Source organism: Blautia sp. MCC270 (genome assembly GCF_018785605.1).
Taxonomy (GTDB): Bacteria; Bacillota; Clostridia; order Lachnospirales; family Lachnospiraceae; genus Blautia_A; species Blautia_A fusiformis.
Genome location: NZ_WQQD01000049.1, coordinates 12320 through 32685, shown reverse-complemented (window position 1 = coordinate 32685; position 20366 = coordinate 12320). Strand labels below are relative to the sequence as shown.

Here is a 20366-nt window from a genome sequence, read left to right as displayed (position 1 = left end):
TCAAAGAGTTTTTATAATAGCGGTGCAAAAACTCTCAGTACGTTCTGAATGGCACGTACCACAATATTTCTCTTCTGGCAGAATGCCAGATCAATGGGATCACAGTACTCCAGGGTTTCTGTAAAATCATCCCGGATGTCCAGAATCACATCATTCTTATACATCCAGACACCATCTTCAAAATGCAGATAAAGGCTTCGGTAATCCAGATTTATGGTTCCTACGACGCCTACTTTGTCATCACAGACAAAAGATTTTGCATGTAAAAATCCCGGCTGGTATTCGTAGATCTTTACACCTGCTTCCAGAAGCTGCTTATAATAAGACTGTGTCAGCAGGAAGACCATTTTTTTGTCCGGGATACCTGGTGTCATGATTCGGACATCCACACCGCTTTTTGCAGCGAGGCACAGGGCGGTCATCATCTCATTATCTATGATCAGATATGGTGTGCAGATATAAACATAGTTTTTGGCGCGATTGATAATATTAAGATAAACGTTCTCTCCTACGATCTCATCGTCCAGGGGGGAATCGCAGAATGGCTGGACATAACCGTTTCCCGGAAATTCGTTGGGGTGCCACCTGTGCGGAACATAATTTCCGAAATCAAGAGAAGTATCTGTTCTGGTAACGATTCCCCACATATATAGGAACATAGCTGTCATATTCCAGACGCCTTCTCCTTTCAGCATAACGGCTGTATCCTTCCAGTGGCCAAACCGTTTTCGCTGATTGATATATTCGTCAGCCAGGTTGATGCCGCCGGTAAAACCGGTCCAGCCATCGATCACACAGATCTTACGGTGGTCACGGTTATTCTGGATAATATTAAGGATCGGACGGAACCGGTTGAATACTTCGCATTTGATTCCTCGCCGGCGCATCTCCTGATCATACTTGTATGGCAATGTGGTAAGGCAGCCGAAGCCATCATAGATCAGTCGGACATCCACTCCTTCTTTAGCCTTTTTTTCAAGGATATTAAGGATCGTCTGCCACATTACCCCGTCATTTATGATGAAATATTCGATAAAAATAAAATGCTTTGCCTGCTCCAGCTCATGCACCAGAACCGGAAACATATCATCTCCTACCTGAAAATACTCTGCTGTGGTATTCTCGTGAACCGGATATCTTGAATACTGCCAGATGTAATCCGACTGGATTCTCATGGAACGGTCGTCTTCGTTTAAACGTTTTCTTGTAAGCTCTGAGCCTTCCAGGTATTCTGCTGTTTCATCAATAAGATTCTGATAATGCTGTTCCATTACAGCGCCGATCCGCGACTTACCGAAAAGAAGGTACAGGGAAACACCAAATACCGGAAAAATAAGGATCAGCATCGTCCAGGCGAGCTTATAAGATGGATTGATCTTTTTATTTACGATCCACAGAACAACCAGAAAACCTATGGCTTGCATTCCGATCGTCACCCATCTGGAGTATTCCATAAGCCGGAAAAGGGCGATCAGCAGCCATGCCAGCTGCACAACAAGAGCCAGAGCTACATAAAAAATTCGATTAAATAATAATTTAAGGAGCGATCGCAATGGTTTGATAATCAGTTTAATAAACAAATTCATATTTCTTTCCTTCGTCAAACGTTCCTGTTTCTATTTAATTAAAAATCCCTGACCATACAGCCAGGGATTTTTGCGCACAATTAATTATATTTACGTTTTCTTGCGGCTTCAGATTTTTTCTTACGACGAACGCTTGGCTTCTCGTAATGCTCTCTCTTACGGATTTCCTGCTGGATTCCCGCCTTAGCACAGCTTCTCTTGAATCTGCGAAGAGCGCTATCTAAAGTCTCGTTCTCTTTTACGATAACGTTTGACATAGACTCACACCTAACCTCCCTCCAGTTGTAGATTGTGCTAAAATACAACTGTCTGGGTATTTTTCTTGCACGAGTGTTATTATATAGCATAACATGTGGTTTCGTCAACATCTTTTTCGATTTTTATGAAAAAAATGTCAAAATTGTAAATCACGCACAACTTTGTTATTTTGTGAGCTGTTTTTCAAGGATTCCTGCTGCTGCGTCCATAGCTTCCTGAGCCTTTTCCGGATTCTTTCCGCCGGCCTGTGCCATGTTCGGACGTCCGCCGCCGCCACCGCCAACGATCGCTGCCACAGCTTTGATCAGGTTTCCTGCATGAGCGCCTGCTTTCTGAGCTGCATCCGTTGCCATTGCAAGAAGATTAACCTTGCCGTCGTTTACTGCTGCAAGAAGGACAACACCTTCGCCAAGCTGCTCTTTCAGTTTATCACCCAGGTCTCTGAGACCGTTCATGTCAACGCCCTCAACTTTGGCTGCAAGGAGTTTTACGCCGTTTACTTCAACGACTTTATCCATGACATCGCCAAGTGCACTCTGGGCAGCTTTGCTCTTGAGGGATTCATTTTCGCTCTGAAGAGCCTTTACCTCAGCCTGCAGGTGACTGATCTTTTCTACAACCTCGGCTGTATTGGCCTTTAATGCTTTTGCAGCCTCATGGAGAAGCTCTTCCTGCTTTCTGTAGTATTCGATAACTGCTTTGCCAGTAAGTGCCTCAATACGGCGTACACCAGCTGCGATACCGGATTCGGACACGATCTTAAAGAGCATGATGGAGCTTGTATTCTTTACATGAGTACCACCACAGAGCTCTTTGGAAAAGTCTCCCATGGATACTACACGTACCTTCTGGTCATATTTCTCACCAAAGAGAGCCATTGCTCCGGATTTCTTGGCTTCTTCCACATCCATGACATCTGTATGAACATCAAGCCCTGCCTGGATCTCTTTGTTTACAAGCTCTTCTGTTGCCTGGAGTTCTTCTGCTGTCATAGCCTGAAAATGAGCAAAGTCAAAACGAAGTCTGTCCGGAGTTACCAGAGAACCCTTCTGCTCTACGTGGGAACCAAGAACGGTTTTCAGTGCTTTCTGAAGAAGATGTGTTGCACTGTGGTTTTTCTCGGTATCTTTTCTTGCTTCTTCGTTTACCTTCAGGGATACTGTCTCACCTGAGGAAATCATACCGGATTCCATATGTCCTACGTGACCGAATTTGCCACCGCGGAGTTTGATGGTGTCCTCAACAACAAATTTACCGTTTGCAGTCTCGATCACACCGGTATCACCTTCCTGTCCACCCATTGTTGCATAGAAAGGAGTCTGCTCTACAAATACGGTACCCTTCTGTCCCTCTGTGAGAGAATCTACGATTTCTGTTTCTGTGGTAAGGACAGTAACCTTGGAATCAAAGGTAAGATGATCGTAGCCGACGAATTCTGTTGTTACGTTTACATCAATATCATCGTATACGGTTGCGTCTGCACCCATATAGTTGGTTACTTCACGGGCAGTACGTGCCTTGACTCTCTGCTCCTCCATTGCTTTCTGGAAACCTTCCTCGTCAATGCCGTAGCCTTTTTCCTCAAGGATCTCTTTTGTAAGGTCAAGAGGGAATCCGTACGTATCATAAAGCTTGAATGCGTTGTCACCGGAAAGAGTCTTTTCATCTGCTTTTTTCATATCCTCTTCCATGTCGGAAAGGATGCGAAGTCCCTGATCGATAGTTTTGTTGAACTGATTCTCCTCATTTGTCAGTACACGGAAGATGAACTCTTTCTTCTCCTCAAGCTCCGGATATCCGGCTTTGGAGCTCTCGATCACCTGTGCACTTAATTTTGCAAGGAAAGTTCCCTCGATGCCAAGAAGACGTCCGTGACGTGCTGCACGGCGGATCAGACGGCGGAGAACATATCCACGTCCCTCATTGGTTGGCATGATTCCATCGGAGATCATAAATGTTGCGGAACGGATATGGTCCGTGATCAGACGGATGGAAACGTCATCTGCATAGTTTTTCTCATATTCTTTATGTGCGATCTCGCATACAAGATTACGAAGTGCACAAATTGTATCTACATCAAAAATAGAATCAACATCCTGAACAACTACAGCAAGACGCTCAAGTCCCATACCGGTATCGATGTTTTTCTGTTTCAGGGTTGTGTAGTTTCCGTTTCCATCGTTCTCGAACTGTGTGAAAACGTTGTTCCATACTTCCATGTAACGGTCGCAGTCGCAGCCTACCGTACATCCAGGTTTGCCACAGCCGTATTTTTCGCCACGGTCATAGTAGATCTCAGAGCATGGACCGCATGGACCTGCGCCATGCTCCCAGAAGTTATCCTCTTTTCCGAAACGGAAAATACGTTCAGACGGAATCCCTACTTCTTTGTTCCAGATATTGAAGGCTTCATCATCATCCAGGTAAATGGATGGGTAGAGACGGTCTGCATCAAGCCCTACAACCTCAGTAAGAAACTCCCAGGACCAGTGGATGGCTTCTTTCTTGAAGTAATCACCAAAAGAGAAGTTACCAAGCATTTCAAAGAAAGTACCGTGACGTGCGGTTTTACCTACATTTTCGATATCTCCGGTACGGATACATTTCTGGCAGGTTGTCACTCTTGTTCTTGGCGGCTTCTCAGCACCTGTAAAATATGGTTTCAGCGGAGCCATACCTGCATTGATTAGCAGAAGACTCTTATCTCCCTGAGGAACCAGGGAAAAGCTTTTCATTACAAGATGGCCCTTGCTCTCCATAAAGTCAAGGAACATCTTACGAAGTTCGTTCACTCCGTACTTTTTCATGTTGTTATCCTCCTTGTGTCAACCCTACCTGTCAGCATTTCCGGAATGCCGTAGCTTTATCCCGGAAATGTCACAGATATGGGAAATTATTTTACACAGATCTTTTTGAATTTTTTCTTGCCTCGTTTCAGAACGATCCCGTCCCCTGCAAAAGCATCCTTCTCAACCGTATGGTAAATATCGGTGAGCTTCTCACCATCGATGGATACACCACCCTGCTGGATCGCACGGCGACCCTCGGAACGGCTTGGTACTAGCTCTGCTTTTACAAGAAGTGTGATCAGGTCGATTTTTCCTTCCTCGTCAAAATCTTCCTCTGAAAGCTCTGTTGTAGGCATATGAGAAGTATCTGCACCTGAGAACAGTGCGCGGGCACCCTCCTGTGCTTTCTTGGCTTCCTCCTCACCGTGTACAAGCTCTGTCAGCTGGTATGCAAGGATCTCCTTGGCTTTGTTCAGCTCGCTGCCTTCCCATTTGGCCATCTCGTCGATCTCCTCAAGAGGAAGGAAAGTAAGAAGACGCATACATTTGATAACGTCAGCATCGTCTACATTTCTCCAGTACTGGTAGAAATCGAACGGGGATGTCTTATTCGGATCAAGCCATACAGCTCCGGACTGTGTTTTTCCCATCTTTTTGCCCTCAGAATTGAGAAGCAGTGTGATGGTCATGGCATAGGCATCCTTGCCAAGCTTACGGCGGATCAGCTCGGTACCGCCAAGCATGTTGCTCCACTGGTCATCGCCACCGAACTGCATGTTGCAGCCGTATTTCTGGTACAGCATGTAGAAGTCGTAGCTCTGCATGATCATGTAGTTAAATTCCAGGAAGCTTAAGCCTCGCTCCATACGCTGTTTGTAGCACTCTGCTGTCAGCATACGGTTTACGGAAAAGTGAGCACCTACCTCACGGAGAAGCTCTACATAGTTAAGGTTCATAAGCCAGTCAGCATTGTTTACCATAAGAGCTTTTCCATCAGAGAAATCGATGAAACGGCTCATCTGCTGCTTGAAGCAGTCAATATTGTGCTGGATGGTTTCTTTTGTCAGCATCTGACGCATATCGGTCCTTCCGGACGGGTCACCGATCATTCCTGTTCCGCCGCCGAGAAGGGCGATCGGACGGTTTCCTGCCATCTGCAGTCTCTTCATCAGGCAAAGAGCCATGAAGTGACCTACATGAAGGCTGTCTGCTGTAGGGTCAAAGCCAATATAGAATGTGGCTTTCCCGTTATTTACCATCTCTTTGATCTCGTCTTCGTCTGTAACCTGTGCGATCAGGCCACGTGCTTTCAGTTCTTCCCAAACTGTCATTGTTCTTTCCTCCTGTATAGTCATATAAAAAATGCCCGGTTCCTGTCCGTTTAGGACGAGAACCGGGTCCCGCGTTACCACCTAAATTTACAGAAAACTCGCATTTCCTGCCTCATAAAGTGAATCTACATCCCGTTATATCCATATATATCAAGATATAAAACACTTCAGCACAATAACGGGTGCCATTCCGTCGCAGCCTATCTATAATACGTTATTATTTTACAGTATCAAGTCCCGATTCGGTGCGCAGCTCCGGGATGTATTCACAAAAGTTCTACCCTGCGCCTCTCACCTGCCGGCTACTCTCTGTGGGGTTTTCCTCAAGCTACTTTTTCCCTTCCAAGCCTTTTACTATACTATATGAAGTATACAAACTGCTTTTTTGTTTGTCAAGAAATTTTAATATTGTTTTGACAACTTAAAGTGGCAGAATATTACTTTTTACTCTGTTCTCAGTAACACGCTTCGCGATGCACAGAATTTACGCTGATCGCATAAATTCGCGCGGTATGTTTCGGGTTTTCTGTGAGTGATAAGTGGAACTTTTATTTCTGTAAGCCATTTATTCCTTCATCTACGTAAAGGTCATTGCCGTCTGCCGCTGATGTGGCAAGCTGATCACACCGTTCATTTAACGGATTATCTGCATGTCCCTTAACCCAGTGGAAGCTTACCTGATGCTGCTCCTTGGCCTTTAAAAGGCGTTTCCAGAGATCTACGTTCTTCACATCTTCGTTTTTTCCACGTTTCCAGTTTTTCTTTAGCCAGGAATCGATCCAGTGCTGATTAAAAGCATCTACCAGATATTTGGAATCGGAATACAGATCCACCTGGCAGGGGCGGTTCAGTGTTTCCAGTGCTACGATGGCTGCCATCAGTTCCATCCGGTTGTTTGTGGTTTTTTTGTAGCCTCTGGACAGTTCACGTTCATGTAACTGGCCTTTGGTATCGATGTACTGAAGAACTGCTCCGTAGCCTCCCGGTCCATCCGGATTTCCCCGGGCTGCACCATCCGTATAGATTTTTACCTGCATATTTGCTTCTCCTTAAATTTTCAATTTTATGTCCATACGCCTGTTTGTTCAAAGTTTACTGTCGGAGACTATGTTGCTTATACCCAGTCTACAAAAAATGTATGGCCTTTATAAGTTTCATATTTCACTTTGCTGAAATTCAGATTCTGGTTCCAGAAATAGCTGGTCATCATGAAATACATATAATTAAAATCTTTCTGTTTAAATCCTCTGAGTGTTCTGGCTTTGCCGGAAGTGACATGTTTATTGAAAATAGTCATTGCTTCTCTTGCAGCCTGATAAGCAAGAGTACGGTTTTCAAACTGACCATTGAGACGTTTGAGAAGGGCCCCGTTCCGCACTACAGAATACTGTGGGGTTGTGCTGCTTCCGATATTCTCATAGATCACACCTCGTATCGTAGATGGAAATTCCTTGTCTGATTTGATCGTACGATTCAGAACACAAAGTGCTACTGCTTCCATTCCGATCTTGCCCTGATCGCCTGCTTCTGATTCGCAAAGCGCAGCCAGAAGTGCTTCATCTGAGGTCTTTCCGTTTGCAATTCCGGGATGACTCTTATATTCCTTGACCATGGTGTAATATCTGCTGTTTCTGGTATCATAAATTTTAACATTTCCGTTTCCGACATTTACATTAGGTTTGGTAGTCTTCGCAGTGGCCACTCCGTTTGCTGCGATGGAGTATGTAATTCCATTCACTGTCACGGAGGTACTTACTGCCATGACACCGTTGGATTTAAAATAATAGTTCTTCTGATCGATCGTCTTCAGACCAGTATACATATAACCAGTACTGGTGGCAAAATAGTAGCTGATATTTTTGGATTTGTTTTTTACCCATTTGGTTGCCATATAACCGGAAGTTTTGTAAAAATAACGTTTCTGCCCTTTGCTGTTGGTGAGCCAGCCGGTTGCCATAATGCCTCCGCCTTTTGTGAAATAACGTTTCCTTCCCTTGCTGCAGTTTACCCAGCCTGTGGTAAGCTTACCTGTTTTGGGGTTGAAATAGCGCTTATGGCCTTTGGAATCTGTCATCCAGCCGGTTGCCATAACACCCTTGCCTTTTGTAAAATAGTAGGTATATTTGCCATTGACCTTCATCCAGCCCTTTACCTGTACTCCGGTCTTTGTGTTAAAGTAGTACTTGTATCCGCCCAGGGTCAGCCAGCCTTTCTGCTTGCTCCCATCACTTTTTATGTAGTATGTTTTTCCATCGATAGTTTTAAAGCCTGCAGTGGCAGCCTGTACCTCTTTTGCAGAAGCAGAAAAGACTGTGCTTCCCACGATCAGCAACATGGCAAGCATCAAACCCTTCAGCCATTTTTTTGTTCTGAAACTCTTCATAATTTTCCCCATTTCCTGTTTTAGATATAAAAGCTAGTTTGTCTCAAAAATTACAAAAATGTTACATTTCGTTTATTATATCGTAATGAATAAACACTGTCAACTTTTTTGTAACTGTGGACGGACTCCTGCCATATGATGAAGTGTAAATAAAATTTGCTGGAGGACTTATCGATGAGTGACTTAGCGGCTACCAATTGTGGATGTGATTGCGGATGTGGTTGTGATTCCGGATGCAGCACAGGATGTGGATGTAACAATAACTGTGGCTGTAATAATGGCTGCGGAACTTCCCTGTTTGGAAACGGTGGAAACAGCTGCTCCTGTATCCTTTGGATCATCTGTCTGATGTGTTGCTGTGGAAACAACAGTGGCTGTGGCTGTAATAACAACGGCTGCAACGACAGCTGTTGGATCATCATCCTTCTTCTGCTTTTGTGCGGAAATGGATGCGGCTGCAACAATTGCTGCTGATCTTTTGAAAAGGCAGAGGTTATTTCCTCTGCCTTTTCTGCTGCCGTTTTTCTGCTTCCTCCTGTTTCTGTTTTTTCTCTTTCAGACATTTCAGATCTATTTCATAAAAAGAATTTCCATCAATGACAAGTTCCTGTTTTTTTTCAGATTCCATAATCACATTCCTTTGAAAAATTTCTTCTATATATAATATGACCAGAGAAGGTTTCTGTCATATTTCTTTCTGCAAATTCATAGATTTCAGGAAAAAGGATTTTTTTATGGAACAGGAGCCTATCGCACGTACTGCTCTGGATGAAATGGTGGAAAGTGACCAGGATCAGATGCTGAAGGCTATGATCCCGTACCTTCCTTCTTCCGGGCAGCGGTTTTTATCTGTGTATACGAAAGTCCGGGAACTTCGGAATACCATGTCGCTTTTTCAAAGCAGCCGTAGAACAGCCGATCTGCAGGCTACCGGTTTTTCCGGCACCGATCCTCTGGAAATGCTGCAGGATATCCGTAAGTGCTGTGGCGGAGAAAATCGCCGTCAGATCGATCATATCACCAGTCTTATAGCTACGATCCAGATGCTTCAGATCATGAATGAAGATTCGTCAGGAGGTGAGAATCCATGAGTGATGACTGGAAAAATAATCCCCGGCTTTCCGGAATGGACCCTCAGAAGCTTTCCATGCTTCAGGGACTGGCAGATCAGGGATTGGGGAAAAATCCGTCCGAACTTCTGCCTTTTATCATGGGCGCAGCTTCTAAAGGAAAAAATGCGGGCTTAAATTTCAGCTCTGATGAGATCTCCACTATCATAGAAGTTCTGAAAATGGGGAAAAGTCCGGCAGAGACAGCTAAGCTTGACAGAATTGTGAATCTGATGAAAATGATACGTCATTAACAGCTTTGTGATCCCGGAACAGCAGTTTTCTGTTCCGGGATTTTCTACTTTGTAATTCTTTTTATATTTGTCGGAATATAATCTGCAAAAATCTGACATATCCATAGATTCTATCGCATAATTCATAGAACATATTCCCTATTTTTGTGATATTTTTTTATCATTTTCCCTTTCTTCTTATATCAGTATATGGTATACTTGTCCGTGAAATGAATGATATGCAAAATAGGATTTTATGCGTCAAGTGTTTGGCGAATGGGGAGTTGTCGCCAGAACGAAAAGTACGTCTTACGGTATGAAATCCGCACCCGTTGCAGCAATATAAGAGAATATCTCATATTGTGTAGGGCTTTTTCGACATACGTTCTATTACAATTGGAGATATCTTTTTTTATGCGCAAAAATAAAAGAGACAGTCTCCGAAAAACGTGATTTTTTTAACAAATGGAGGTTGTTATTTATGGTAGACAAAGCAAAAGTTGAAGAGGCGATCAAGCTTCTTCTCGAGGGAATCGGCGAGGATGTAAACAGAGAGGGACTGCAGGGAACTCCGGAACGTATCGCCCGCATGTGCGAGGAAATTTATGGCGGACTTGATAATGAAGCGGATGAACATCTTCAGAAACAGTTTCATGTAGAGAACAATGAAATGGTTCTGGAAAAGGATATTACCTTTTATTCCATGTGCGAACATCATCTTATGCCTTTTTACGGTAAAGCTCATATCGCATATATCCCAAATGGCAAGGTTACCGGCTTAAGCAAGCTGGCCCGTACCGTTGATGTGTATGCAAGAAGACCGCAGATCCAGGAACGTCTGACTGTGCAGATCGCAGATGCGCTGGAACGTGTTCTCGCTCCTAAGGGAATCATGGTTATGCTGGAAGCGGAGCATACCTGCATGACCATGCGTGGGATCAAAAAGCCGGGAAGCAAAACGGTTACGACTGTTACCAGAGGTGAATTTAAAGAAAATATGGAGCTTCAGAAACAGTTCCTTGCTATGGTCAAGGACTGATGGACAGAGTGAATCAGATCTGGAATCATCCGCTCTATCAGAATGAGCTTAATAAGCTTCAGCTTCTGGAGACTGACCGTGAATTCTGCAGACATACACCGGAGCATTTTTTGGATGTGGCACGCCTTGCCTATATCCGGGCACTTGAGGAAAATGCTCCTGTTTCAAAGGAACTGATCTACTGTACTGCCCTTCTTCACGATATCGGACGGGCCAGACAGTATGAAGATGGCACTCCTCATGATGAGGCCGGTGCTGCTATCGCAGGACAGATCTTAAACGAGCTTGGATTTTCTATGGAAGAAATGGAAGCGATCATTGCGGCAATACGTGGTCACAGAGCTCAGACGGATCCGACAGTTCTTGGAAAACTGCTCTATACTGCGGACAAAAGCTCCAGAAACTGTTTTTCCTGTAAAGCAGAGCCGGAATGTTACTGGTCTCCTGCTAAAAAAAATATGACGATCCAATATTAGGAGGTTTTTCCATGAAAATCGGAAATCGTGAGTTTGATGTAAAAAACAAAACATATATTATGGGTATCCTAAATGTTACACCGGATTCTTTCTCAGATGGCGGAAAATGGAACGATATGGATCATGCCCTGAAACATACAGAAGCTATGATCGCCGAAGGTGCTGATATTCTTGATATCGGTGGAGAATCCACACGTCCGGGGCATACACCGGTTGGCGCACAGGAGGAAATCGAGCGTATTCTTCCTGTTATCGAAGCAGTAAAAGGGCGTTTTGATATCCCCATCTCTGTAGATACCTATAAGGGATGTGTTGCGGAAGAAGCCCTGAAACACGGAGCAGATCTTATCAATGACATCTGGGGACTGAAATATGATCCTGAAATGGCTCCTGTTATTGCCAGATATCAGGCTCCCTGCTGTCTGATGCATAACAAAGATAATACTGAATACAATAATTTTATTGTGGATATGCTGGCAGAAACCCAGGAATGTGTCAATATTGCCAAACGTGCCGGTATTGCCGATGATAAGATCATCCTTGATCCTGGTGTCGGATTTGGTAAAACCTATGAGATGAACCTGATGACCATGGATAATCTGGAGCTTTTCCGGAAGCTGGGATATCCGGTACTTCTTGGTACCTCCAGAAAATCCATGATCGGACTTGCCCTTGATCTTCCTGTAGATCAGCGTGTAGAGGGAACTCTTGCCACATCGGTGATCGGTGTTATGAAGGGTTGTGCATTTGTCCGTGTTCATGACATCAAAGAAAATAAACGCGTCATCCAGATGACAGAAGCTATTCTGGGACGTTAGGAGGAACTGATGGATAAAATCGAAATCAGAGATCTTGAGATTTTTGCAAACCATGGTGTGTTTCCGGAAGAAACAGCTCTCGGACAGAAATTTGTTGTTTCTGCTGTTATGTATACAGAAACACGTCCGGCAGGGCTGACAGATGATCTTTCTGCTTCCATCAATTATGGAGAAGTCAGTCATATGATCACCGATTTTCTTCAGAAAAATACTTATAAACTTCTGGAGGCTGCTGTGGAGAATCTGGCAGAGACGCTGCTGCTTTCTCTCCCTCTTCTTAAAAAGATCACCCTCCGTATTGAAAAGCCCTGGGCTCCGGTAGGCCTTCCGCTGAAAACCGTTGCTGTGGAAATTACCCGAGGCTGGCATACGGCTTATATTGCTTTTGGTTCCAATATGGGGGATAAGAAGAAATACCTGGACAATGCGATCCAGGGTCTTCGGGATATGAAAGAGATTGTTGTTGAAAAGGTTTCCGAGTATCTTGTAACGGAGCCTTACGGAGATGTGGAGCAGGATGAGTTTCTCAACGGAGCCTTAAGAGTCCGGACGCTGCTTTCTCCGGAGGAGCTTCTTGACAGGCTGCATGTGCTGGAACAGGCTGCGGACCGGAAAAGGATCATTCACTGGGGACCAAGGACACTGGATCTGGATATTCTGTTTTACGATAATGAGATCATTGATACAGTGGAACTACATGTGCCTCATATTGATATGGAAAACAGGGATTTTGTTTTGAAGCCTATGGTGGAGATCGCACCGTATCTTCGGCATCCGGTGTTGAATTTAACAATGGAGCAGTTGTTAAAAAAGCTTGAGGGAAAAACTTTGGCGGTGTGACTTTATTTATTAAATAATAAAAAGATAACAAGCCCGATACAGATATCTTTACTACAATCTGTATCGGGCTTGTTTTGTATCAGTGTGAATTATTGACTATTATCGAAAAATATTTTATTTCTGGTTTACCAGATCAAATTCGTCAGTGATCTCTTTGGATGGTGCCTTGGTAATGAGGCTGACGATGATGTTTGCTGCGATGGCCACCAAGAATGCGGGAAGAAGTTCATAGATTCCCCAGGCGCCGCCGAGCGTGCTGATTCCGTATTTCCAGATAAATACCATGGAACCTCCACAGATCATTCCTGCCAGGGCTCCCTGCCAGTTGGAACGTCTCCAGAATAATGCCAGAAGTACCACCGGGCCGAATACGGCTCCGAAGCCTGCCCAGGCAAAGGATACGATAGTAAACACAGAACTGTTCGGGTCGCGGGCAATAAACATAGCTACTACTGCGATGAGAAGAAGCGTGATCTTATCGGCTACCATGCTTTCTTTTTTTGTTTCTTTATCCTTCAGGATACTTCCGAGAAGGTCGGAAGAAACTGCTGAGGATGCTGCCAGGAGCTGAGAATCTGCAGTTGACATGGTGGATGCCAGGATTCCTGCAAGGATGAGTCCTGCAAGGATTGCTGCAATTACACCATGTTTACTGAGAAGATCTGCGATCTGAACGATAATTGTCTCAGATGCGGAGCCTTCCAGAAGGTCAAACTCTCCTGCTGCTGTCATTCCAAGTCCTACCACACCGATCAGTACTGCTACTGCCAGTGAGATCACTACCCATGTAGTTGCTACTCTTCTGGAAAGTGTAAGCTTCTCTTCGTCTTCGATCGCCATGAAACGAAGAAGAATATGCGGCATTCCGAAATATCCAAGTCCCCATGCAAGCATGGAAATAATATTAAGCAGTGGATATGCCTGTTCTGTTCCGGTTGTTGGATCATATGTAGTAAACATAGTCAGATATCCGGGCAGTGATCTTGCATGGTCTGCAACTGCTTCAATACCACCTGCTGTGCTGATCCCGAATACAAATACGATCACAAGAGCGATGGACATGATGATACTCTGGATAAAGTCCGTGGTAGATGCTGCCAGGAATCCTCCCAGTGTGGTGTATCCAACGATGACCAGTGCACTGATGATCATAGCTGGCAGATATTTTACACCGAAGAGACTTGCAAAAAGTTTACCACAGGCTGCAAATCCGGAAGCTGTATACGGAATAAAAAAGATCACGATAAAAATCGCTCCGATAGACTGCAGGATCTTTTTTTCATCTCTGTAACGATTACTGAAAAAGGATGGCAATGTAATAGAATTTCCTGCCACATGTGTGTAGCGGCGGATTCTTTTTGCCACGATCCTCCAGTTTACGTAAGTTCCGATCGCAAGGCCAATGGCTGTCCAGCCTGCATCTGCAATACCGGTAAGATAAGCAAGTCCCGGCAGGCCCATCAGAAGCCAGCTGCTCATGTCAGAAGCCTCTGCACTCATAGCTGTGACAAGTGGGCCAAGCTTTCGTCCTCCAAGATAGAAATCAGAACTGTCATTATTGTTCTTGGAGCAAAGATAACCTACAAAGATCATTGCACCCAGATAGACGATAATGGCTGCCATTATACAAATATGTGCTGTTGTCATTGTTTCTCTCCCTTCCATGTTTCTGCTTTAAAATCACAAAACATGAGGGATTTTGCTTATGCATCCCCATGCTTTCTGCTTTTAAACCAGTTTTACACATATTTATAAATTTTATTATATTAACTTTAGAAAGTAAAGAGGATTTTTCGTTTTTTTACATAAAAAAGTATTTTATATGAAGAAAAAGGGCTGAACCATATAAGGCGGCCCAGCTCTTTTTCAAAATCTCTGTTTATTTTTCTTCCATACGCTTCTGCACATCTTCCACTGTATATGCAAGCTTCTCAACATCCTCGGAATAAGTCAGCCCCTCCTTCTCAGCCAGAGCTTTCAGAACACCGATCGTTTTCTGAAGATGCATGTAGTTTCCTGCGGAGGAACCACCTGTCAGCGCGATGTATTCTCTGTAATAATTCATGAACATGTTCATTTCCGGGCTGTCTTGATTATATACTACAACACCTATTGTATATTGGATATCTCCGTCTTCGACAGCAGCAGAAAGTTTTTAAAAATCATACTGTTTTGTGCCTTTTCTTATTTTTCCGTTACACAATGGCAGGCTACTTCATGTCCGGACTCTACTTCTGTGAGCACAGGACGGATCGTCCTGCATTTCTCCATGCAGTGTTCGCAACGATTCTGGAATGGACAGCCATGGGGAACATCCAGAGGGCTGGGGGCCTCACTTTCGATGCTCTCGATCTTTTTGTTCTGATCCATATGAATGGAAAACTGTGCCCCAAGAAGAGCCTGTGTATATGGATGAAGAGACTTTTCCGTAACATCCTCTCCCGGAATTACCTCCACGATATTCCCGAGGTACATGACAGCAATCTGATGAGCAAAGGAACGGATCAGAGCTAGGTCATGGCAGATAAAAAGCATGCTGATGTTTTTCTCCTTCTGGAGACGTACCAGAAGCCGGATCACGGATTCCTGTACGGAAACGTCAAGTGCAGAGGTAGCCTCATCGCACACCAGAATCTCCGGTTCCAGGGAAAGTGCCCGGGCAATACTGATACGCTGACGCTGACCACCACTCATATTATGGGGATAGCGGTCTATAAAATCTTCAGGAAGCTCTACCATTTTCAGGAGTTCTCTGGCCTTGGATTCCTTTTCGCTTCTTTTCAGCTTTCCGTAATTGATCAGGGGTTCTGTGAGAATATCCACGATCTTCATTTTCGGGTCAAAGGACGCCAACGGATCCTGGAAGACCATCTGCATGTTCTGACGGTTCAGCCAGGTTTCTTTTTTGGAAAGATCAGAGAGGTTTTTTCCATGGTAAAGGATCTCTCCGCTGGTCGGCTTGTCAAGAGAAATGACCATGCGGACAAAGGTTGATTTACCGCAGCCACTTTCTCCGACGATTCCCAGAGTTTTTCCTTTATAAACGTTCAGGTTCACATCGTTGCAGGCTGTTAAATTTCTGCCGCCGGAAGCCGGGAACTGTTTTACGATATGTTTTGCACTGAGTACGATATCGGATTCCTTAAACATAACGCTGTCCCTCCATTTCCGGCACTGCAGCCAGCAGTTTCTTTGTATAGTCACTGGTCGGATGCTCCATGACTTCATCTCGTGTTCCCTGATCCACAACTTTTCCGTTCTGCATAACAACAAGCTGATCAGCCATATAGGCTGCTACACCAATGTTATGGGTAACAATGATGATACCGGTTCCGAAATCATCACGAAGCTCCATCATCTGGCGTACGATCTGTGCCTGTGTAGTAACGTCCAGCGCACTGGTCGGCTCATCTGCAAGAAGCAGCTCCGGGTTAAAAGTCATGGCCATGGCAATACCAACTCGCTGGCGCATGCCACCGGAAAGCTGGTGTGGATAACTTTTCATGATATTTTCCGCGTCCGGAAGACGCATTTTCTGAAGCATGGAACAGCCTTTCTTCCATGCTTCTGCTTTGGATATATCCGTATGTGTACAGATATATTCCACATACTGACTTCCGATCTTACGGATAGGGTTCAGGGTTCCGCCGCAGTCCTGGAAGATCATGGAAATGCGGGTACCCCTTAAATTTCTCCATTCATCCTTTGTATTGGAAAGCAGAGAATGTCCGTGAAACTGAATATCTCCGGTGCTGACCCGGCCACCTCCGGCAAGTGCGCCGAGGACAGCACGGATCACGGTTGTTTTTCCACTTCCACTCTCGCCTACCACACTGATGATCTCACCCTTCTTCATGGAAAGGTTGAAATGTTCAATGGTAGGTGCCTGTTTTCCGTATTGAACGGAAAGATCCTTGATCTCAAGCATAAATAAACGCTCCTTTACTCGGCAAGAGTGATATCCTTTGTCAGCCAGTAGTAATCCATTGGATACATCTTAACACCGGTTACCTTTTTGTTGGAGAAGAGATAGGTTGTCTCATAACCAAAGAATACAGTTGCAGCATCATCCATGATATCCTGCTGAATATCGATGATGAGATCTTTTCTCTTGTCCTCATCAAATGTCTGCGCAAGCTCGTCAAGAAGCTTGTCAACCTCCGGGTTATTGTATCCTGTAGTATTGTTTGCAGAGGAGCTGTACCAGTTCTCTCTTAAGTAGTTCTCAGGGTCCCCAGTGTTTGCTACCAGCACGTTCCAGATCAGAAGGTCATACTGACCGGAATCTCTCATGTCAAGAAGTGTCTCATAACTTACTGTGTTCAGGTTTACGTTGATACCGATCTCCTTCAGACTGGCCTGTGCTGCCTGTGCGTATACACCAAGCTCGGCACGGCTTGTGTAGATAACAAAATCAAGAACAAGAGGATCTCCGTCAGGAGTTTCTACAAATCCGTCACCGTCAACATCTTTGTATCCGGCCTCATCAAGGATCTTCTTTGCGCTGTCCGGATCATAGGAATTCTCATCCTTCAGATCATCGAATCCAAAGTCAAGTGTTGGAGGAACCGGTGCTTTACCAGCTGTTGCACCCCCCTCAAGAAGAGTGTTGCAGTATGTTTCCTTGTCAAGGCCACGAAGAAGTGCCTGGCGAAGAGCCTTATCGCTGAGTGCATGATCCTCATTCTGGTTCATGAATGCATAGGTGGAACGAAGAGACTGAAGCTCCTGGATGTCGTAATTGTCATTTCCCTCAAACTCAACCAGGTTCTCTGTTTTCAGGTTGTAAGCGATATCGATCTCACCTGTCTGAAGAGCCATGGAACGTGTTGTCTGGTCATCCACACATTTCAGTGTAACTTTATCAAGGGGAACTTCTCCATCCCAGTAGTTCTCATTTTTTACTACGATACAGGAATCCGTCGGGCTGAAGGACTCTACTGCGTAAGGTCCTGTACAGATCGGTCCTTCCATGGCAAATGTAGAATCATCTACATTTGTATCTACGATCAGAAACAGCGGGTCTGCAAGGCATCCGGCCATGTTTGCATTTGCTCTGTTCAGATGGAAGATCAGGTTCTGTCCGTCAACTTCGAGGCTGTCGAGATCAAAGAATTCCGGAACACGGTCACTTTTTTCAGCGGTACGTTCGATGGAGGCTTTTACCATCTCCGGTGTCATATCGTCACCGTTGGAGAATTTTACGCCCTCACGGATCTTGAAGGTCCATGTTTTTCCATCGTCACTGTTTTCCCACTTTTCCGCAAGACATGGAACGATCTCACCGTTCTCATCGAATTTTGTAAGGCACTCACCGATCGCATAACGGGATACAACCCAGCTGAAATACTGCTCTGTCGGCTCCAGTGTATCTGCAAAGCTTGTTACTCCGATGGTGATCTCCTTATCACTTTTTTTGTCACCTTTTGCCTGAGCCACTGTTGCCATTGAAAGGGTCATCATACATGCAAGTGTAGCAGCCAGCACTTTTTTAACTACATTATTTCTCATTTCATCCTCCTAAAGATAATATACTGATTATATGGTGTTGGTTTGTTACAGAGTTGTTTTATTGATCCTGGCGCGGATCCAGTACATCACGGATGCTGTCTCCAAGCATGTTGAAAACAACAACACAGATCACGATAGCGATACCAGGGTAGATCATAAGCCATGGCGCCTTTGCCATGTAGGTTCTTCCTTCATTCAGCATCAGTCCCCACTCCGGTATCGGCGCAGTTGCACCAAATCCCAGGAATGAAAGGGAAGCCAGCTCCAGCATCATAGTTCCGATATCTGCTGCCGCAGTTACCACCATCTGGGTTACCATGTTGGGAAGAATGTGTACAAGAAGAATTTTCCAGGTCTTTGTTCCGTTTACTATAGCTGCCTCTATGTAAAGACTCTTCTTGACTTTCAAGACCATACTTCGTGCAAGACGGGCATATTTTGTCCAGCTTACAGCCGCAATGGAAATAACGGCATTGACCAGGTTTGGTCCAAGCATACCGGCAATGGCAATGGCCAGTACAAGCCCAGGGAAGGAGATCATCATATCTGCGATACGCATGATCACTGCATCCACAACGCCGCCGAAATATCCGGCAATAACTCCTAAAAATGTACCGATGACAAAGATCACCGCAACCAGACATAAGGTCATGATCAGAGAGGTTCTTGTTCCGAAGATAACACGGGAAAGAAGATCTCGTCCAAGCTTATCCGTTCCGAACGGATGAGCGGAGCTTGGCTCCTGCAGTGATTCGGTCATAACTGCATTCAGTGGATCATATGGTGAGAGCTGCGGCGCAAAGATCGCAATTCCGATCACCACGAGACCCAGAATGAAGAAAAGAGTGAACTGTTTATTTTCTTTGAATGTTCGTAATACCTTTTTCAATTATCTATCCTCCTTAAGTCTTGGATCGAGATAAGTATAGGACAGATCCACAAGCAGGTTGATGCACATGTACAGGATTGCGATCCAGAGTACATAGCCCTGTACAAGAGGATAGTCACGACAGGAAATTGCTTTTACTGCCATATTTCCCATTCCAGGCCAGTTGTAAATGATCTCTACAACTGCAGTACCTCCCAGAAGACTTCCAAGGGAAAGTCCCAGCAATGTTACCAGAGGAAGCATTACGTTAGGAAGGACGTGTTTCCAGAGGATAACGCTTTCCTTGATTCCACGCATTCTTGCACCTGTGACATAATCCTGGTGAAGTTCCTCCAGTACTGCACTTCTTACCTGTCTGGTATATTTTGCAGACATGGCAAGTGCAAGAGTCAGCGCCGGGAGGATCATGGATTTAAAATCCGTACTGCCTCCTGCAACATTGATCCAGCGAAGCTGAACACCAAAGATGCTGAGAAGGATCAGGCCTAGCCAGAAGCTTGGAACAGATACTCCCACAAAGGTAATTCCTCTCACAAAATAATCCGGGAATTTGTTCTGATATACAGCGGCCAGGATTCCAAGCGGTATGGAAATAATGACCATCATCAGAAGTGCCAGCAACGACATCCTCAGCGTCGGCCAGAAACAGGATACCAGTTTATCTGTTACCGGCATTTTGAAAGAATAGGACTGTCCCATATCTCCTGTAACAACACCCTTCAGCCAGGAACCATACTGCACGAGAAATGGCTGATCAAGGCCAAGCTCATGTCTTGTCTGTTCCAGAAGCTCTGGTGTAGGAAGATTACCACACTCTGTCAGCATGATCTCCGCAGGATCACCAGGTGACAGGTAGGTCAGTCCAAATGTGAAAAAGCTGATTCCAAATAATACAATGATGATCTGGAGAAATCTTTTTCCTACTTGTTTCTTTGTCACGTTTTACTCCTTTCCTCATTTGATGCGATTTTAACATTGCCGTTTTAATTTAGTTAGATAAAAGAAACTATTGGATTCTTAATATGCAGAACATGCATGGAATTTTAGAAAATTTGCACGAAAAAAGCCCGTGACGAAATACGGGCACACAAAATAAATATGCTT

Annotated in this window: 21 protein-coding genes, 1 riboswitch and 1 other annotated feature; of the genes, 7 read left to right on the top strand and 14 right to left on the bottom strand. The window is 44.6% G+C overall.

Annotated elements, in window-relative coordinates; translation table 11 throughout:
* Positions 1-11: 11 nt before the first annotated feature.
* The 6 genes from cls to GPK58_RS11405 all read right to left on the bottom strand — a co-directional run bounded on the left by cls (position 12) and on the right by GPK58_RS11405 (position 8347).
* Positions 12-1586: a cardiolipin synthase gene (cls, locus tag GPK58_RS11430; protein WP_021976940.1), complete on the bottom strand. Its 1575-nt coding sequence runs from the start codon at positions 1584-1586 to the stop codon at positions 12-14.
* A gap of 80 nt (positions 1587-1666) precedes the next feature.
* On the bottom strand, positions 1667-1843 hold the full coding sequence (rpsU, locus tag GPK58_RS11425) for a 30S ribosomal protein S21 (protein ID WP_004222305.1): 177 nt from the start codon (positions 1841-1843) through the stop codon (positions 1667-1669).
* Positions 1844-2008: 165 nt separating this feature from the next.
* Positions 2009-4651 (bottom strand): alanine--tRNA ligase, encoded by a 2643-nt coding sequence (gene alaS, locus GPK58_RS11420; protein WP_215638673.1) that lies wholly within the window; start codon positions 4649-4651, stop codon positions 2009-2011.
* Positions 4652-4737: 86 nt separating this feature from the next.
* Positions 4738-5964 (bottom strand): tyrosine--tRNA ligase, encoded by a 1227-nt coding sequence (tyrS, locus tag GPK58_RS11415; RefSeq protein ID WP_015524942.1) that lies wholly within the window; start codon positions 5962-5964, stop codon positions 4738-4740.
* A gap of 48 nt (positions 5965-6012) precedes the next feature.
* Positions 6013-6318 (bottom strand) — a binding site (T-box leader).
* A 194-nt stretch (positions 6319-6512) separates the two neighbouring features.
* On the bottom strand, positions 6513-7001 hold the full coding sequence (gene rnhA / locus GPK58_RS11410; protein WP_022426546.1) for a ribonuclease HI: 489 nt from the start codon (positions 6999-7001) through the stop codon (positions 6513-6515).
* A 77-nt stretch (positions 7002-7078) separates the two neighbouring features.
* On the bottom strand, positions 7079-8347 hold the full coding sequence (locus GPK58_RS11405; protein WP_195274599.1) for a cell wall hydrolase: 1269 nt from the start codon (positions 8345-8347) through the stop codon (positions 7079-7081).
* Positions 8348-8521: 174 nt separating this feature from the next.
* On the opposite strand from GPK58_RS11405, the gene GPK58_RS11400 reads away from it, so the two are divergent.
* Entirely contained in the window at positions 8522-8821 is a 300-nt protein-coding gene (locus GPK58_RS11400; protein ID WP_092070538.1) for a hypothetical protein, read from the top strand.
* Positions 8822-8840: 19 nt separating this feature from the next.
* On the opposite strand, the gene GPK58_RS13185 is transcribed toward GPK58_RS11400, so the two are convergent.
* Positions 8841-8975, bottom strand: coding sequence for a hypothetical protein (locus GPK58_RS13185; protein ID WP_021651468.1), 135 nt, complete (start codon positions 8973-8975; stop codon positions 8841-8843).
* Between the two features lie 106 nt (positions 8976-9081).
* Here GPK58_RS13185 and GPK58_RS11395 point away from each other — a divergent pair, with 106 nt between their 5' ends.
* From GPK58_RS11395 to folK, 6 genes are all read left to right on the top strand, one after another.
* Positions 9082-9438: a hypothetical protein gene (locus GPK58_RS11395; protein WP_215638672.1), complete on the top strand. Its 357-nt coding sequence runs from the start codon at positions 9082-9084 to the stop codon at positions 9436-9438.
* Positions 9435-9710: a hypothetical protein gene (locus tag GPK58_RS11390; RefSeq protein WP_215638671.1), complete on the top strand. Its 276-nt coding sequence runs from the start codon at positions 9435-9437 to the stop codon at positions 9708-9710. The genes GPK58_RS11395 and GPK58_RS11390 overlap by 4 nt, the downstream gene beginning before the upstream one ends.
* Positions 9711-9929: 219 nt before the next feature.
* A riboswitch (THF riboswitch) is annotated at positions 9930-10026 on the top strand.
* Between the two features lie 144 nt (positions 10027-10170).
* A complete protein-coding gene (gene folE, locus GPK58_RS11385; protein ID WP_015524935.1) occupies positions 10171-10728 on the top strand; it encodes a GTP cyclohydrolase I FolE in 558 nt (185 codons plus the stop codon).
* The gene (locus GPK58_RS11380) at positions 10728-11204 is read left to right on the top strand and encodes an HD domain-containing protein (protein ID WP_021651470.1); all 477 of its coding nucleotides are present in this window, start codon (positions 10728-10730) and stop codon (positions 11202-11204) included. Before folE ends, GPK58_RS11380 begins: the two co-directional genes overlap by 1 nt.
* 11 nt (positions 11205-11215) lie before the next feature.
* Positions 11216-12022 carry a dihydropteroate synthase gene (folP, locus tag GPK58_RS11375; RefSeq protein ID WP_092070547.1) on the top strand — a complete coding sequence of 269 codons (807 nt, stop codon included), beginning with the start codon at positions 11216-11218 and terminating at the stop codon, positions 12020-12022.
* Between the two features lie 9 nt (positions 12023-12031).
* The gene (gene folK / locus GPK58_RS11370; RefSeq protein ID WP_092070551.1) at positions 12032-12862 is read left to right on the top strand and encodes a 2-amino-4-hydroxy-6-hydroxymethyldihydropteridine diphosphokinase; all 831 of its coding nucleotides are present in this window, start codon (positions 12032-12034) and stop codon (positions 12860-12862) included.
* Between the two features lie 114 nt (positions 12863-12976).
* Here the strand turns inward: folK and putP are convergent, their stop codons facing one another.
* The 7 genes from putP to nikB form a co-directional block, all read right to left on the bottom strand.
* The gene (gene putP, locus GPK58_RS11365; protein ID WP_110103526.1) at positions 12977-14509 is read right to left on the bottom strand and encodes a sodium/proline symporter PutP; all 1533 of its coding nucleotides are present in this window, start codon (positions 14507-14509) and stop codon (positions 12977-12979) included.
* A gap of 232 nt (positions 14510-14741) precedes the next feature.
* Positions 14742-14927, bottom strand: coding sequence for a hypothetical protein (locus tag GPK58_RS11360; protein ID WP_215638670.1), 186 nt, complete (start codon positions 14925-14927; stop codon positions 14742-14744).
* Between the two features lie 119 nt (positions 14928-15046).
* Entirely contained in the window at positions 15047-16012 is a 966-nt protein-coding gene (locus tag GPK58_RS11355) for an ABC transporter ATP-binding protein (RefSeq protein WP_215638669.1), read from the bottom strand.
* Complete coding sequence (locus GPK58_RS11350) at positions 16005-16790, bottom strand: ABC transporter ATP-binding protein (protein WP_059085714.1); 786 nt, start codon at positions 16788-16790, stop codon at positions 16005-16007. Before GPK58_RS11350 ends, GPK58_RS11355 begins: the two co-directional genes overlap by 8 nt.
* Positions 16791-16804: 14 nt before the next feature.
* On the bottom strand, positions 16805-18373 hold the full coding sequence (locus tag GPK58_RS11345) for an ABC transporter substrate-binding protein (protein ID WP_215638668.1): 1569 nt from the start codon (positions 18371-18373) through the stop codon (positions 16805-16807).
* Between the two features lie 58 nt (positions 18374-18431).
* Positions 18432-19262: a nickel transporter permease gene (gene nikC, locus GPK58_RS11340; RefSeq protein WP_215638667.1), complete on the bottom strand. Its 831-nt coding sequence runs from the start codon at positions 19260-19262 to the stop codon at positions 18432-18434.
* The gene (gene nikB, locus GPK58_RS11335; RefSeq protein ID WP_021651480.1) at positions 19263-20201 is read right to left on the bottom strand and encodes a nickel ABC transporter permease; all 939 of its coding nucleotides are present in this window, start codon (positions 20199-20201) and stop codon (positions 19263-19265) included.
* Positions 20202-20366: the final 165 nt, after the last annotated feature.